This window comes from Arthrobacter sp. NPDC080073 (genome assembly GCF_040686575.1).
Classification (GTDB): Bacteria; Actinomycetota; Actinomycetes; order Actinomycetales; family Micrococcaceae; genus Arthrobacter.
In genome coordinates, this window is sequence record NZ_JBFBKR010000020.1 from 21,296 (window position 1) to 36,415 (window position 15,120).

At 66.2% G+C, this 15,120-nt stretch carries 18 protein-coding genes; 4 read left to right on the plus strand and 14 right to left on the minus strand.

The window, feature by feature from the left end:
• Positions 1 to 4: 4 nt before the first annotated feature.
• From AB0O52_RS18805 to AB0O52_RS18870, 14 genes are all read right to left on the minus strand, one after another.
• A complete protein-coding gene (locus AB0O52_RS18805; RefSeq protein WP_364540750.1) occupies positions 5 to 1,483 on the minus strand; it encodes a flagellar hook-length control protein FliK in 1,479 nt (492 codons plus the stop codon).
• The gene (locus tag AB0O52_RS18810) at positions 1,483 to 2,178 is read right to left on the minus strand and encodes a C40 family peptidase (RefSeq protein WP_364540753.1); all 696 of its coding nucleotides are present in this window, start codon (positions 2,176 to 2,178) and stop codon (positions 1,483 to 1,485) included. Before AB0O52_RS18810 ends, AB0O52_RS18805 begins: the two co-directional genes overlap by 1 nt.
• Complete coding sequence (fliJ, locus tag AB0O52_RS18815; protein ID WP_364540755.1) at positions 2,175 to 2,600, minus strand: flagellar export protein FliJ; 426 nt, start codon at positions 2,598 to 2,600, stop codon at positions 2,175 to 2,177. The genes AB0O52_RS18810 and fliJ overlap by 4 nt, the downstream gene beginning before the upstream one ends.
• Positions 2,597 to 3,928 (minus strand): FliI/YscN family ATPase, encoded by a 1,332-nt coding sequence (locus tag AB0O52_RS18820; RefSeq protein WP_364540758.1) that lies wholly within the window; start codon positions 3,926 to 3,928, stop codon positions 2,597 to 2,599. Before AB0O52_RS18820 ends, fliJ begins: the two co-directional genes overlap by 4 nt.
• Positions 3,925 to 4,539: a FliH/SctL family protein gene (locus AB0O52_RS18825; RefSeq protein ID WP_364540760.1), complete on the minus strand. Its 615-nt coding sequence runs from the start codon at positions 4,537 to 4,539 to the stop codon at positions 3,925 to 3,927. The genes AB0O52_RS18820 and AB0O52_RS18825 overlap by 4 nt, the downstream gene beginning before the upstream one ends.
• The gene (gene fliG, locus AB0O52_RS18830; protein ID WP_364540763.1) at positions 4,529 to 5,557 is read right to left on the minus strand and encodes a flagellar motor switch protein FliG; all 1,029 of its coding nucleotides are present in this window, start codon (positions 5,555 to 5,557) and stop codon (positions 4,529 to 4,531) included. Before fliG ends, AB0O52_RS18825 begins: the two co-directional genes overlap by 11 nt.
• A complete protein-coding gene (gene fliF, locus AB0O52_RS18835) occupies positions 5,554 to 7,188 on the minus strand; it encodes a flagellar basal-body MS-ring/collar protein FliF (RefSeq protein WP_364540765.1) in 1,635 nt (544 codons plus the stop codon). The genes fliG and fliF overlap by 4 nt, the downstream gene beginning before the upstream one ends.
• Positions 7,188 to 7,529 carry a flagellar hook-basal body complex protein FliE gene (fliE, locus tag AB0O52_RS18840; protein WP_364540767.1) on the minus strand — a complete coding sequence of 114 codons (342 nt, stop codon included), beginning with the start codon at positions 7,527 to 7,529 and terminating at the stop codon, positions 7,188 to 7,190. The genes fliF and fliE overlap by 1 nt, the downstream gene beginning before the upstream one ends.
• Positions 7,529 to 7,921, minus strand: a complete 393-nt coding sequence (locus AB0O52_RS18845; protein ID WP_364540769.1) for a flagellar basal body rod C-terminal domain-containing protein — start codon at positions 7,919 to 7,921, stop codon at positions 7,529 to 7,531. The genes fliE and AB0O52_RS18845 overlap by 1 nt, the downstream gene beginning before the upstream one ends.
• Positions 7,921 to 8,262 carry a flagellar basal body protein gene (locus tag AB0O52_RS18850; protein WP_364540771.1) on the minus strand — a complete coding sequence of 114 codons (342 nt, stop codon included), beginning with the start codon at positions 8,260 to 8,262 and terminating at the stop codon, positions 7,921 to 7,923. Before AB0O52_RS18850 ends, AB0O52_RS18845 begins: the two co-directional genes overlap by 1 nt.
• A 133-nt stretch (positions 8,263 to 8,395) precedes the next feature.
• Positions 8,396 to 8,692: a hypothetical protein gene (locus AB0O52_RS18855; protein ID WP_364540773.1), complete on the minus strand. Its 297-nt coding sequence runs from the start codon at positions 8,690 to 8,692 to the stop codon at positions 8,396 to 8,398.
• Positions 8,682 to 9,122 carry a flagellar export chaperone FliS gene (gene fliS, locus AB0O52_RS18860; protein ID WP_364540774.1) on the minus strand — a complete coding sequence of 147 codons (441 nt, stop codon included), beginning with the start codon at positions 9,120 to 9,122 and terminating at the stop codon, positions 8,682 to 8,684. Before fliS ends, AB0O52_RS18855 begins: the two co-directional genes overlap by 11 nt.
• 11 nt (positions 9,123 to 9,133) lie before the next feature.
• Positions 9,134 to 10,513 (minus strand): flagellar filament capping protein FliD, encoded by a 1,380-nt coding sequence (fliD, locus tag AB0O52_RS18865; RefSeq protein ID WP_364540775.1) that lies wholly within the window; start codon positions 10,511 to 10,513, stop codon positions 9,134 to 9,136.
• Positions 10,514 to 10,627: 114 nt separating this feature from the next.
• A complete protein-coding gene (locus AB0O52_RS18870) occupies positions 10,628 to 11,494 on the minus strand; it encodes a flagellin (RefSeq protein WP_364540778.1) in 867 nt (288 codons plus the stop codon).
• A gap of 300 nt (positions 11,495 to 11,794) precedes the next feature.
• On the opposite strand from AB0O52_RS18870, the gene AB0O52_RS18875 reads away from it, so the two are divergent.
• From AB0O52_RS18875 to AB0O52_RS18890, 4 genes are all read left to right on the plus strand, one after another.
• Positions 11,795 to 12,295: a flagellar protein FlgN gene (locus AB0O52_RS18875; RefSeq protein WP_364540781.1), complete on the plus strand. Its 501-nt coding sequence runs from the start codon at positions 11,795 to 11,797 to the stop codon at positions 12,293 to 12,295.
• 73 nt (positions 12,296 to 12,368) lie between these two features.
• Entirely contained in the window at positions 12,369 to 13,790 is a 1,422-nt protein-coding gene (gene flgK, locus AB0O52_RS18880; protein WP_364540784.1) for a flagellar hook-associated protein FlgK, read from the plus strand.
• 3 nt (positions 13,791 to 13,793) lie between these two features.
• Positions 13,794 to 14,681 carry a flagellar hook-associated protein FlgL gene (flgL, locus tag AB0O52_RS18885; protein ID WP_364540787.1) on the plus strand — a complete coding sequence of 296 codons (888 nt, stop codon included), beginning with the start codon at positions 13,794 to 13,796 and terminating at the stop codon, positions 14,679 to 14,681.
• Complete coding sequence (locus tag AB0O52_RS18890) at positions 14,678 to 15,064, plus strand: flagellar assembly protein FliW (protein WP_364540790.1); 387 nt, start codon at positions 14,678 to 14,680, stop codon at positions 15,062 to 15,064. Before flgL ends, AB0O52_RS18890 begins: the two co-directional genes overlap by 4 nt.
• Positions 15,065 to 15,120 lie beyond the last annotated feature (56 nt).

A 15,120-nucleotide genomic window follows, 5' to 3' on the forward strand; every position in this document is an offset into this window, starting at 1 on the left:
TTCATCAGACGAGAATGTCCAGGCTGCTGGTACTGCTTCGGGGAAGTACGACGGCGGTCCGCGGCAGGCGGACCGGCTCGCCGTCGGTGCCCCGCGGGAAGGCGGGGCTTTCCATCGGGCGCCGGTCCCGGGGGTCCGAGCCGCCCGCACCGGCATCGGCCGGAGCGTTGTGTTCGGACAGGTCGAGGCTGGCGCCGAAGCCTGATTCGCTGAGGTCCCGCCGCAGTTCCGGCAGGATGCTGCGCACTGCCTCACGACCGGCTTCCCCGGGGGCGAACAATTCGATCCGCACCCCTGCGCCTTCGATATGCGCCCGGACAGTCAACGGACCGAGGTCTTCCGGGGACAGCTTCAAGGTCATCACATGCGCGCCGGGCGCCCCCGATGCAAGGGAGAACAGCGGTCCAGACACTTGGGGAAGCAGTTTCGCCGGCTCTGCCTGGGGTGTTGGTGTTGCCATGCCTGGAGGGGCCGCCGAAGGGGCTTGCTGGAGTGCCGACGCTGGCGGCACCAACACCGGAACTCCGGCCTGAATCCCCGCGGGAAGCCCGGGTGCCGCGGCGATGGGGGCGTCCTGCCCGAGGATCCGCTGCGGGTCCTGCTGCGGGTCCTGCTGCGTCGCGGGTTTCCCGGCGGGAAGTACGACGGCGGTTCCGGACTCGCGGGACCAGGCTGCGGTCGGATTGACCCCGGGTTCGAGAACGGCCGGCTGCGGGTTGGCGGTCAGGGCGGCGGCCGGCTGGAGGCCGGTGGGCTGCGGGTTGGCGGTCAGGGCCGCGGCGGACAGTGGACTTGTAGGCACGGCTGCGGCCGACTGCGGGCCGCTAGGCTGCGGGCCGGTGGGCACGGCTGCGGCCGGCTGCGGGCCGGTGGGCACGGCTGCGGCCGGCTGCGGGCCGGTGGGCTGCAGGGTGGTCGGAGTCGGACCAGGCTGGGATGAGCTTTGACCAGGGCTCCCGATCGGCAGCGTTTCCGGGACGGCACCGCCTACCCGCGTTCCAGCCGGCGCCGCCTGAGTGCTGCCCGCAGGCATGACCGGCACAGCAACGCCGGACCCGCTTGCCTGCGGAGCGGCGCTCCCCGTAGCGACTCCGGTCATCGCGAGCCCGTCCGCAACTGCAACCACCGCTCCCGCGGCGTCCACCGCTCCCATCGCACCGGGCAGGCCCGTCGCCCCCGCCGCATCAGGCAGACCAGTCGCACCCGCCCCATCAACTTTGTCCTTGGCGACCTTCGACGCTTCCGGCTTGTCGGCGTGGGCGACCGCCCCGGGACCGTCGGCGGCAGTCGTTCCCTGCTCACCGCCGTCGGGCGCCTGCCGTGCGGTCCCGTGGGAGGTCTTCGAGCCGGAGGTCGTCGAGTCGGACGCGAGCACGCCGTTCATCACGGCCTCAAAACCGGCGGCAGCGCCAGGCTGCGGCACAGGCGAGGAGCCGGGAGCGGCAGGACGGGGTGGGGCCGCACCGGCAGGGGACAACTGCATCACGAGCCTCCCGCGGGAACAATCCGGCGGATTGCCGTCAGGTTGGACTGCTGCTCCCACGCATCGCGGATCTGGATGGTCTGGCCGGGCACAGGCGCGTCAATCGCTTTGCCGTTGCCGAGGTAGATGGAGATGTGCTCGCCGCCGAAACTGACCAGCAGGTCGCCGGGCTTGGCCTGGGCCAAGGACGCCACGGGGGTACCTTGACGCATCTGGTCGCTGACGACTCGCGGCAGGTCGACACCGAGGTCCTTGAAGACTCGCTGCACGAAGCCGGAGCAATCCATGCCCACGGCCGGGTTGGTGCCGCCCCAGACGTAGGGCACGCCCACGTATTTCTTGGCGTCGGCCACCACGGCGTCGCCCGTGAGAGTGCCGGTGGCTGTGCCTGTGCCGACACCCGAAAGCGCGCCTTTGCCCGCAATACCACTGAGGCCCGCAATGCCGGAGAGGGCGGCCGTGCCGTCGAGCCCCAAAGAAGAAGCAAGCTGGCTCACGTCCGGCGTCGTCGAGCCTCCGACGGCGGTGCTCAGGGCTTGCGCGAAGGATGCCGCATCCATGGAAGAGGCCCTGCCCGCGGAAGGGCCCGTTGTCCCGGCGGTCGCGGCAGATGCCTGCGGGCGGACGCCTTGGCTTAATTGCTGCAACATCGACTCGATGCCCTGGATGCGCCCAATCGCCTCGGTCATGCTCATGAGGTGGCCTTCCGGTGCCACGCGGAGGACGCGATCTCGTCCAGGACCCCTTGTTCAGCGCGCAGCGCGGAAGCCTCGAAGGCGGCTCCATGGCGGGTTTCGAGCTTCTCGAGCCCAACGGCGCGACGCTTGGCTTCGGTGTATTCCGCGCGGGCCTCTGCGGCTTCGGCCTCCGCACGGGCAGCCAAGGCGTCCAGCTCGGCCAACATGCTTTGCGCGGAAGCGCGGGCAGCCGCGATGGCCAGGAGCGACGCGGAGCTTCCGGCAGCTCCGGCGGACTCGGCGAGTTCCTCCCGGGCCGCAGCCCGGCGCGATCGCAAGGATGCGGTCCGGGAGTTGGCGCGGGCCAGTCCGCTGGCGGCGGCGTCCTGCTGTGTCTGGCGCAGGCGCAGCAGCCCGGCCAGGGAGAATTGACGGTTCACGCGGCTCCTTCGAGGCTTGCTGAAAGGCGGAAGAGTTCCGGCCAGGACTCGCTGTACGGGGTGGATTCGTCCATGCTTTGCCGCAGGAATCCGTTGATAGCGGCTTCGTGGTCCAGTGCCGCGTCGACCAGGGGATTGCTGCCGCGGTGGTAGGCGCCGACGTCGATCAGGTCCTGGGCGTTGCGCCGCGCGGCGAGGACCCTGCGCAAGGATGCCGCAAGCGCCGTGCGATCGGCGGAATTGACCTTGGAGGCCACGCGGGACACCGAGCCAAGCACGTCCACCGAGGGAAAGTGCCCCGTGACGGCGAGCTTCCGGTCCAGGACGACGTGTCCATCGAGGATCGAGCGGGCGGCGTCGGCGATCGGTTCGTTGTGGTCGTCGCCGTCCACCAGCACCGTGTAGATACCGGTCACGGATCCGGTTTCGGCGGTCCCGGCGCGTTCCAGGAGCCGGGCCAGTACGGAAAAGGTCGACGGCGGGTAGCCGCGGGTGGCGGGTGGCTCACCGGCGGACAGGCCGATTTCGCGTTGGGCCATGGCCACGCGGGTGAGCGAATCCATCATGAGCACCACGTCCTGCCCGGCTTCGCGGAACGATTCGGCAATCCGGGTGGCCGTGACGGCGGCGCGAAGACGCATGAGGGCAGGCTCATCGGACGTGGCAACAACCACCACGGAGCGGGACAGGCCTTCGGGTCCGAGGTCGTCTTCGAGGAACTCGCGCACTTCACGTCCGCGCTCCCCCACCAAGGCGATCACGGAGACTTCGGCGTCCGTGCCGCGCGCAACCATGGACAACAGCGAGGACTTTCCGACCCCCGAGCCTGCGAACAACCCCATGCGCTGGCCGCGGCCCAGCGTGGCCATGGTGTCCAGGACGCGGACGCCGGTCTGGAGCGGGGTGTCCACCCGGGCGCGGTGCATGGCCGACGGCGCTTCATTGTCCAGGGGGACCATGGGGCTGGCGGGCAAGGGGCCTTTGCCGTCGATCGGACGTCCAAGCGCATCCAGTACCCGTCCGAAGAGGCCGCGGCCAGCCGGGACCAGGATGGGAGCGCCTTTGGACCGTGCCGGGTCTCCCGCGGCCACTCCGGTCAACCGTCCCAGCGGCATGCATCGCACGGCGCCGCTGACCGAGGCGACCACTTCGGCGTCGAGCCCGGGTGCCTCGCCTATGGTCACCAGATCCCCCACCGCGCAGTCCAACCCGGCGACCTCCAGGCCAAGGCCGAACACGGACGTCACGGTGCCCACGCGCTGCGGTGCCGCGGCTGCGAGGGCCGCGCGGAAACGGCCTGCGTGCGGCCGGTATGCGGTAGTGCTCATGCGTCGTTCCCGAGCAGGGCTGCCTTGGCCCTGTCCACAGCGGTGCGGAGCCGGGCGTCGAGCCAACCTTGCGGATATTCCGCGATCGCGTCGCCGGGGTTCAAAGCGGGATCGGCCTTGAGTTCGACGCCGGCCACGTTCCCGACGTCGACGGCGGCCAGCGCGGCAAGGTCCGCGGGGTGGAGGCGGACGGTGGTTACCGTTTGCACGTCGGAGACCGTTGCCAGGGCTCGGGCCAACGCGGCGCGGGCGGTGTTCGCGCCGTCGTTGAGTTCGTAGCCCAGGATGGCTTCGGCAAGCTCCATCGCGCTGGCTGCTAACACGTCCTGTGCTTCCTCCAGGACAGCGCCGTGGCGCTGCTGGAACGCGGCAGCAGCCGCTTCGAGCACGCGGAGGGCTTGCGCCACAGCCAGGTGCCCGGCGTCGAGCATTGCGCGGTGTTCGGCGTGAAACTGTTCGCGGAGGCGCAGCTGTTCCGCGGCCGCGGCCCGAGTGCCGGCCGCGTAGCCTGCCGCGTGCCCCTGGGTGTATCCCCGGTCTTCCATGCGTGTCCTCGCGGCCGGCTGGATGTCCGGGAAGACCACCCTCTGGAGCTCAGCCTCAGTAGACATAATCGTCTTCTTCGCCGCGCCGGACCACGATGGCGCCTTCGGCTTCCAACTCACGGATGGAACGGACGATCTCTGCCCGGGCCTCTTCGACCTGGGATGCGCGCACCGGCCCGGCAGAAGCCATTTCGGCTTCCAGGATTTCGAGGTTGCGGCCGGACACGTTGGTGCGTACGGCCTCAAGCACTGCGGCAGGGGCACCCTTCATCGCGACAGCGAGCACTTCGGCGTTGACGCCGCGCAGGATCTGCTGGATGTCGCGCCGTTCCAATTTCACGATGTCCACGAAGGTCAGCATCCGGGCGCGCACTTCCGTGGCCAGCTCCGGATCGAGGGACTCCAAGCCTTCCAGCACGGAGCGTTCGGTGTTGACGTCGGAGCGGTTGATGATGTCAACGAGCGGCTGGATCCCGCCGACAATTTCACTCGACTTCCTCTGCGACATGACGGCCCCCGCGCGAACCTTGAGGGTCTCTGCCACGATGCCCACGGCTTCTGGCGAAGCCATTCCCATTGTGGCGATGCAACGGGCCACCTCACTGCGCTGCACGTCGCCCAGGCCCGCCATGACCGCGGAAGCCTTGCCTGGCCGCAAATGCGCCAGGATCAAGGCAATGGTCTGCGGCATCTCGCTGTCGATGAGGGCCAGGAGCTGGCCGGAATCCATCATTTCCAGGAATTCGAAGGACTTCCCGGCCATCGTGGACGCGAGACGGTCCATGAAACCGGCGGCTTTGTCCGCACCGAAGGATGCTTCCAGAAGCCCGACGGCGAATTCCTGGCCGCCGCGGGCCGTGCGGCGTCCGCTGACGGCAAGGTCGTGGAATTCGGTCATGACGTGATCTGCCACGGATGCGGAAACGCGGCGCAAGCGTACGATCTCGGCCGCGATGTCCTCGGCCTCGGACTCGGAGAACTGGGTCATCACGGAAGCCGCGCTGCCAGGGCTCATCTGCATCAGCACCACGGCCACCTTCTGGGCACCGGTCAAGCCGCTTACGTCCAACTCCCCGGCCCTCATACCGATTGCCTTTCATCCATGAGCCCACGCAGGTAATCGGCGGTCCGAGCCGGGTTCTCGGCAACCATTGCCTCAATCTGGGCCCGCCGCCGCTCGCCGTCGAGGGCCTCGGCGCCTGCTATCGGCAAGCCGGAGATCGGCACCGCCGGAACGGGATGCGCTGGCGGCAGTTCGATCGCCGTCGTGGCGGGCGGTCCTTCGAGCGCCGGGGTGGAGACTGCTTGGGGCAGCATCTCGTAGTCAAGCCGTTCGCCAAGGTCAACCGGTTCGCGGCGCTGCCGGCGCCGCAGGAGGATCAGCACAAGCACAATCAGTGCTACCACTGCCAGCAGGATGCTGCCGGCCAGGATGAGCGTATTCATCAAGTCGGACTGTTGCTTGGCGTCGGCTTGTGCTTTGGCCGCACCCAATGCCTGGGCTGCCGCGTCTGCTGCCGAGGTACTGAAGGGCAGCACTTCGACTGTCACTACGTCGCCGCGGGTGGGATCGACGCCGGCTGCGGAAGTGACGAGTGCTTTGACCGAGTTGACGTTGAGCCCGGCCGCCGCCGACTGGTTGATGGCGACGGAGATGGTCTGGCGTTTCACGGCGCCTTGCGGAATGGTGCGGTCTTCCGTGACCTTGTTGACTGCGTTGTTCTTGGTGGTGTCGCTCGAGTCGAAGGTTCCATTGCCGTTGGTTCCGCCCGGCACGGCAATGTTGTCCGGACCAAGGACGCCGGAGGCGGCGCCGCCGGTTCCCGTGTACTTCTCGGTCTTGGTGGTCTCGCTGAGCGGAGCGGCATCCTTGGCTGTGGAGAACGTCTCGCTGCGCTGTTGCGCGGACTCGGCGGTCACGTCGGCGGCGACGGCGACCGTGGCGTTGCCCGGTCCCACTACCCTGTCCAGCACGGCCTTCACCGAATCGGACGTGCGCTGTTGGTAGTCGGCGGCTTGCTTGGACGAGGAACCGGTGGCTCCGCCTCCCACCGTGGAGAGGACGTTGCCCTGGGAATCCACCACGGTCACGTTCGTTGGCTTCAGGTTTTCGATCGCGGCGGACGTCAAGTGCACGATCGCCTGGACCTTGTCGGCGGACAGGGTGATGCCGGGCCGCGTTTCCACGAAGACGGATGCCGTGGCGTCCGGAGCCTTGTCCACGAAGACTGTCTTGGCCGGTATGGCCAACTGCACGGCCGCTGTCTTCACGCCGTCCATGGCCTGGATGGTGGTGGCTAGTTCGCCCTCGAGCGCGCGCTTGTACGTCACGGACTGCTGGAACTCGGAAGAGGTCACGCCCAGCTTGTCGAGCAGGGAATAGCCAGTGGCCGCGGCCGCCGGAAGGCCCGCGGCGGCCGCTTTCAGCCGTTCATCGTTGACCTTGTCATCGGGAACCAGGATGGTGGAGCCGCCGTTGCTGAGCTCGTACGGGACATTGTCCTTGCGCAGCTGCTCCACGATCCCGTTGGCGTCCGTGTCCTTCAATCCGGAGAACAGCGGCGAGTAGGACGGCTTGCCCAACCATGCTGACAGGGCCACCCCGCCGAGCACCAGGACGGCGATGCCGATGATGGCGATGGTGCGCTGCCCGGCGGTGAACCCCTTGAATCCATCGCCCATCTTGCGGAAGAAGGCGGCAATCTGAGGCGGCATCAGGCCTGCATCCTCATAATCTCGTTGAACGCGTCAACGCCCTTGTTCCGTACCGTGGAGACAAACTCCATGGTGATCTGGGCGCGGGTGGCGGCGATCGTCGCCTTGTGGATGTCGTCAAGATTGCCCGTCACGGCCGATACTGCCAGTTGGTTCGACGTCGATTGCAGGGACTGGAGATTGTCCACGGCACCTGTCAGCGCCGTCGCAAAGCCGTTGCTTCCCGCTGCCCCGGCGGTTCCGCCTACGTTGTCAGTGCTGCCCAGGTAGCCGGTGCCGGTGACGCCCCGCACGGAAAGCCCCCCGCCGCCTTGAATTGCGCCGATCGGGTCCAAAGCCATCAGGATTTTCCTATCTCAAGCGCTGCCTGGTAAGTCTCACGGGCCCGGTCCACCACTTGGGCGTTGGCCTGGTAGCCGCGTTGCGCCACAATCAGGGCACCCATCTGTTCGGCGAGGTCGATGTCCGGGTAACGGACATAGCCTTGGGCGTCGGCAAGCGGATGGTCAGGTTGGTACACGAGCCTGCCGGTTGCGCTGCCCTGGGGGGTGCTCCTGACGTACACGCCGTTTCCGTTGCCGCCCTCGGCGGCTTCGATGTAGCGGGCTTGGAACGCCTTGCCGCTGGTGCGCGTGACGGTATTAATGTTGGCCAGGTTGTCGGAAACAGCGTCGAGCCATTTGCGGTGGACAGTCAGCGCGGAGCCGGCAATCCCGATCGCGTCGAAAGTCATCAGCTGGTCCTCATGGCCGTGCGGAGTGCCGTGAATTGCTCGCCGATGGCGCGGGAGGCGAACTGGTAGCGCAAGACGGTGTCCACATTCGAGAGGGTTTCGGTGTCCAGGTTCACGTTGTTGCCGTTGGGCTGGGTAGGTTCCTGGGAGGTAGTGACGGTAGCCGCGGCCTGCCCGTCTCCGGCGCTCACCGAGGCCGCAAGTGCGTCTTCGAACTGGACCCTTTGGGCGTGGTAGTTCGGCGTGTTGATGTTGGCGATGTTGTTTGCGATGGTGCGCTGGCGCAATGAGAGCCCGTCCAGGGCGCTACCAAGGGCAACAGAAGTCACTGACTCGAACACGACGGCCTGCCTTCGCGAATAGTATGAAGAGGCCGATCCGTGGCCGTGCATCGAGCATCCCTGCTCAACATCCACCATCGGCAAGCACGGGGCATCCGTTAGCGGATTAGGGGATTGTTTTCGATACTTCGCTTCAGCCTTGGACGTCAAGGAACAGCGGCCGCGCTGAACTTTGGCTGTCCGGGACGGCACTGAGGGCGTCCAAGTGGGCGAGAGCGTCGTTGCGGACCTTGCCGAGCATGGCCATGGACTCCAGCTGCGCGTCCAGGATACGGCGAGCCCGGTCCGCCAGCTCTTCAGGAAGTGGTCCGGTCCCGGCCTCGGCGGGCGGATTCCATGGCTCGGGCTCGCCGCCGGAGACTGCCAAGGCGATGTCTGCTTCAAGCCGGTCCAGGATTGCGGACCATTCCTGAACCCGATCAGCCGACACCGAGAGTGCCGTTCGTCCTGGCCGTGCCGGATACGGGGGCCTGGACCGGCAGCTGCGAGGCGGCGTCGTGCCAGCCCTGCCGGAGCGGTTCCAAGAGCACAATGCATTCCTTGGTCCGGTTGACGTCACGGTAGATGTTTGCGCCGATCATGGCTTCCATCGCGTACTGGTAGATGCTCAGCAGCCCGGATGCCCCGTCCCAAACATCGGTCTTCAGGGTGGAGGACAGCTCGGTGACGATCGACTGGGCGTGCAGCAGGTTTTCGCTGGCGACCCCCCAGTTGGCGTTCTCCTGCGCGAACTGGGCCCGGTTCAAGTCCAGGAGCAGCCGGTCATAGAGCATCGTGAGGAGCCTGGCCGGCGGGGCTGAAAGGACGGCGTCGTCGTTGTAGCGGGAAAGCTGGCTGGCGCGGAGGGCTGTGGAGGTCATGCTTACGCTCCTTACTTCGTCGAGGTCGAGAGGCCGGCAATCTGGCCGGTGAGCCATGATTGCTGGGCGTTGAGTTTGCCAAGGGCCACTTCCATGGCGTTGTACGTGGTTTGCAGGCTCTGCCGTCTGGTGGCCAAGCGCAGGTCCCAGTCGGAGATCTGGCTTCCCAGGTCAGCGACTTCGGATTGTTGCCCCTTGATCAGGGCGGTTACCGGACCAGTGAACGGATCGGTAGCGCTCGTCGCAGCGTCGGACACCCGGGACGCAATGGCCTGGAGCGCTGCCTGCGTCCCGGCGGGATCCGAAGCCAAGGACGATTGGAGCTTGGCCGCGTCGAAAGTGAAATTGCCGTCCCTCGTGACGTTGATTCCGTATTCGGCGGGAGACTTCCCGTTCACAGGCATCGACATGGCGGAGAAGACTTGGTCATTGACCGAGCGGACACCGCTGTTGCCGCTGAAGATCCCGCCACTGGCCGCTGAGGCGCCATTGGCGTTGGTCGTCTTGGTCACCGCACTGTAGATCGACACGAAGCCGAGGACGTCGTTGACCGCGTTCACCAAATCCCCTGCCTTTTTGGTGATCCCTGCGGAGTCGCTCGCAATATTGACGGTCACCGGTGTGGCACTGACGGCGGAGGCCGTGACTGCCACACCGGGAAGCAAGTCGGTGAAGGTGTTGGTTCCGGACGTGATTGTCTGCGCTGCCGGGCTCCCCGCATACAGCGTTGCTTGGGCATCCTGGGCGCTTTTGACGACGGCGGCGGAAGGGTCGGCCATCAGGTCGGTCGCGGTGCCCGCGCTCACCTGCGCTGCGGTGCCCTCGTAGAGGCTGAAGGCTCCAGCCGCACCCGAGGTGGCCGCGGTCAATTGAAGGCGATAGGCTCCATTGCCTGCCGGGACCTTCACGGCACGGGCCGGGCCGGACGCCGCGTTGATTGCCGTCACGACGTCGTCAAGGGAAGTGGATGCCGGCGTGATCTCGGTCTGGTTTCCCGTGGAGTCGACAAGTGTCAGGTGCGCTGGAGCACCCGAACCGTCGGTGGGCCAGCTGCTCATGGCGGCGGTGACGTCCACTTGGCTCTGGGCCAGCTGGGTGACTGTGACGTCGATGGAGCCCGCGGTCGCGGAGGTGGTCGCCGTCGCACTGAGCGACGGAGAACTCGTGGTGGCGCTAAACAAGTTCAAGGCGTTCACGGCTGAATCGCCGCTCGCGAGGTCCTTCAGTGAAGACAATTTCGAGTTGAGCGACTGAAGCGTCGAAATCATTGTCTGGTCCGACGCAAGCTTCGTCTTCAGTTGCGCCTGCGGTTGTGCTTCCACAGCCATGAGCGAATCAATGATGGAGGTGGTGTTCAAGCCGCTGGCGAGGCCGTCGATCGAGCTTCCCACGTTGGTCCTTCCGGATGTGTTGGTTGTGTCAGCGGGATCCGGACGCGAATGGCGGCCAAGGGGTCTTCCCGCCTGGCCGCCATTCGCTTATCGCCGGTCTGTTACCGGAAGGTCCTAGCGCAGGAGCGAGAGAACGCCCTGGCCGGACTGGTTTGCCTGGGCCAGCATTGCGGTGCCGGCCTGGGACATGATGTTGGCCTTGGTGTACTTGACCATTTCCGAAGCCATGTCCGTGTCCGTGATGCGGGACTCGGCTGCCTGCAGGTTTTCGCCGGAGACCTGGAGGGTCTTCGTGGCGTGCTCCAGACGGTTCTGGGTTGCACCCAGGTCTGCTCGCTGGGCAGATACAGCCGCGATGGCAGTGTCAACGGCAGCGACGGTGAGCTGGGCGTTGGCGCTCGTGTCCACCTTGAAGCCTCCAGCACCTGCGGCGCCGGAGAGGCCCGTGGCGCCGGTTCCGACGGCGGTTGCGACGTCGCCGAGGTTGATGGCGATCTTGTCGTTGGCGCTGCCGCCGGTGCCGACCTGGATGTTCAGGGACGCGCCGCTGTTTCCAGCAGCACCCTTGAGCAGGTCGATGCCGTTGAACTGGGTGGACTGCGTGAGACGGTCCAGTTCCTTGCCGAGCGAGTCACCTTCGCCCTTGATCGCTGCACGCGAAGCGGTGTTGTTGGTGTCGTTCGAGCCCTGGACAGCGAGGTCGCGCATGCGCTGGAGGATCGAGTGGACTTCCGTCAGGGCACCTTCAGTGGTCTGGATGACCGAGATGCCGTCCTGGGCGTTACGGGCAGCCACTGCCGAACCGCTGACCTGGGACTTCAGGCCTTCCGAAGTTGCCAAGCCTGCTGCGTCGTCAGCTGCACGGTTGATGCGCAGGCCGCTGGAGAGCTTCTCCATCGACTTGGACACATCGTTCTGCGTGCGGTTGAGGTTGCCGTAAGCGTTGTTCGCCATCAGGTTTGTGTTGATTGCCATGCCCATGATGTATTCCTCCGTGATTGGGTCTGCTGCTACTCCCAGGCCGTCCGTGGCCTGTCAGTTCTGGTTATCGGAACGACCGCCCCCTTTGGTTAGCAAAAAGCCACAGGAAAAATTGCCACGGGCCCCAAGATCCACCACGCGTCACTTGACTGGACAAAGCGAATAAATCATGCATAAACGACGCCTAACGCGTGAGCCGCGGCAGCCGATAGTTCTTTTCAACGCGGCGAAGGCACAAGGGAAGTGCTTTCCCACGGCAACGCACCCGAGAAACCAACCCGGAACTGGAGTTGACCCGACATGGCCATCCATGAACTGTCGGCCCTGCTGTGGCGAGAACGTGAGCTACTGGATCTGTTGACATTCAAGCTCGAGGAAGAGCAACTGCTCCTGACGGCGGGCAAATCCCGTTGGTTGCCCCATGGCACCCGGGAAGTGGAACAGGTCCTGGGACACCTGTCGAAGGCCGGGCTTGCAAGGGCGGTGGAAGTGGCGGCGGTGGCCGAGCAATGGGGCTTGCCTGCCGAGTCTTCACTGGGCGAGCTGGCCTCGTCCGCCCCTGAAGAAGCCTGGGCTGATGTCCTGTCCTCGCACCTGAACGCGATGCAGCAGCAGACCGCCACCATCAAGGAACTGCGTGATTCAAACGAGCAGTTCCTTCGCGCTGCCGTACGTTCCACCCAGGAAACGATGGCGGATCTGAAGCCGGCTGCCGGGACCTACGACTCCCACGGGCGAACAGGCTCCCAAGGCAGAACCGCAGACTCAACCCCGTCCCGCCTCTTCGACCAGCAACTCTGACCGAAACTCATCCAACGCAGACGGCAACCAAAGTCCGGACCACCAAGGGCCCGGATTACCAAAGGACACAGCAGTGAGCACATTCGGCGGACTCAATACGGCCTACCTGGGCCTCACCGCGGCGCAGCAGGGCATCAACGTTGCCGGACAGAACATCGCCAACGCCGGCACTGACGGGTACACCAGGCAGCGGATCGAACAATCGGCCGTCGGCGGACCCGCGCGGACGGGCCTCTTCGCAGCGGGCGCCCAGGCCGGCCAAGGAGTGTCGGTGGACGGGATCGCCCGCCTGGGCAACAGCTTCCTCGATGCCGGGGTGCGCTCCGGCGCGGCCCAGGGCGGTTACGCAGGGTACCGTTCCACCGAACTCCAGCAACTCGAAGGCTCCCTGAACGAACCCGGGCCCGCCGGAATATCGACGGCGCTCCAGACTTTCTGGTCCTCATGGCAGGGCGTCTCCAACCACCCCGGCGAAGCAGCCCCTGCCGGCGTGCTGCTGCAAGCCGGTACCAGCCTCGCCAATACCGTGTCCGCTGGCTACAAGGCGTTGGATTCACAGTGGACGCGGATTCGCGGAGAGGCCCAAACTACCGTCGCCACGCTGAATGATGCCGCGGCCCGGGTGGCCGGCTTCAACGCAACCATCCGTTCCGTCACGGCCTCCGGCGGCTCCGCCAATGAGATCATCGACGCCCGTAACAAGGTGAGTGAAAGCATCGCTTCCCTGGCTGGTGGAACCGTCCGGGACAACCCCGACGGCACGGTTGATGTCTTCGTCGGCGGCAACGCCATCGTCTCCGGTACCTCGCACCGCGACCTCACCTTGAGCGGCCAGGCGAGTATGGGCGGACCGGGCTACGCGGTGCAGTTGGAATGGGCCGATCGCCCCGGCGTGGCGGTCCCCCTCGACGGCGGAAAGCTCGCCGGCGCCGTATCCCTCCTTGCTCCCGCCGCGGCTGGCGGCGCGGGAGGCGCCATCTCCGAGGCCGCCGCTTCCTACAACGCCTTCGCCACCAAACTCATGAACGACGTCAATGCCGTGCATCGCACCGGGCAGTCCGCCACAGGCGCCTCAAACCTCGATTTCTTCGCAACCGCGCCTGGTGCCCCGGCAGCCCTGTCCCTCAGCGTTGTCCCGACGAGCGCTGCGGGAATCGCGACCGGCAACCCCGGCTCGGGTGCCCTCGACGGCAAAATCGCGGACGCTGTTGCCCAAATCGGCACCGGGCAAGGATCCCCTGACGCCTTGTGGTCCGGGATCGTCACAGGAATCGGCACCGCGTCCCAGTCGGCAGAGCAGCACCAGCAGCTCGCCGACGCGGCGAGCGCCGCCGCCGTCGGGCAGCGTTCCTCCGGCGCGTCCGTCAGCCTCGACGAGGAGAACATCAGCCTCCTGAGCAACCAGCACGCCTACCAAGCGGCTGCCCGGGCCATGACGGCCGTGGATGAAGCCCTCGACGTCCTGATCAACCACACCGGATTGGTGGGAAGGTAAGCCATGCTGAACCGTGTCACGAACCAAACGATTGCCGCGGCCGCGCAACTGAACCTGCAGGCCGGGCAGGCCAAGCTCGCCGCACTGCAGGACAAGGCCAGCAACCTCAAGAACATCACCAGGCCCTCGGACGATCCCGCGGCCACGGCGAACCTGCTCGCCACGAAGAGCCAGCTCAGCGCCGCCGGACAGTATTCGAACAACATCAACGACGGCAATGGCTGGCTGACAACCGCGGACGCGGCCCTCGGCCAAGCCACCAACATCCTCAACCGGGTCCGGGACCTCACAGTCCAGGCCGCCAACGGTTCCCTGAACAGCACCGCCAAGGAGGCGATCGCCGTCGAAATCGAAGGCCTCAACAAAGACCTTCTCGCCCAGGCGAACACCCAGTACCTGGGCCGCAACGTCTTCGCTGGAAGTTCCGATTCCGCCGGCGCGTTCAGCAGCGCCACGCCGCCCGTGTACAACGGAGCACAGGGCGGCACCGTAGAGCGGCGGATTGACGCAACGCAGACAGTGCGGGTGGACGCCGACGGCGGTGCGATCTTCGGTGACGGCGCCGGCTCCGTTTTCGCTTTGGTGAGCAACGTCGTCGCCGATATCCGCTCCGGCGCGGACGTCAGCGGCCGTTTGGCCGCGATCGGTGACAAGATCAAGTCGATCGTCAACGGACGCGCGGACGTCGGTGCCAGGCAGACCAAGCTCATGCGCGCCCAGGACTCCGTCGATGGACTGAAGGCATCGCTCGACGCACAGCGTTCCGGAATTGAAGACGCAGACATCGGAAAGGTCGTCATGGACTTGAAGCTGCAGGAAACCAACTACCAGGTTGCCCTCGCGGTCACCGCCAAGACGCTCCAGCCCACGCTTATGGATTTCCTCAAATGAGCACGGCACAGGATTCGCGGGAGCTCAGCTTCACCGCGCCCATGCCGGGGCTTGAAGCCTCTGACGGCTTCGCTTTGCGGGAAATCGACGGAGCCCCCGGGCTCTACGCGATGGAGTCGGCCAGCCCGCGCATCCGGATGTTCCTGGCCGAGGCCGCAGTTTACGTTCCGGGCTACGCCCCGGCCATCCCCCGCGCAACACTGGAAGACCTGGGCCTGGACCGGGCCGAGTTCGCAACCACCCTGGTAGTGGTCAACCCGACCCCCGAAAGGACCACGGTCAATCTCGCGGCCCCCATCGTGCTGAACCCGGAAACCGGACGTTGCACCCAGCTTCTCCTCGACGGCAAGGAATACCCGCTCCGGGCCGAGCTGAGCGCCTAGGCAGCAGCCGCTCAGGTTTCCTAAAACCCCGACGCTCGCTCACCTTTGGGCCGTTT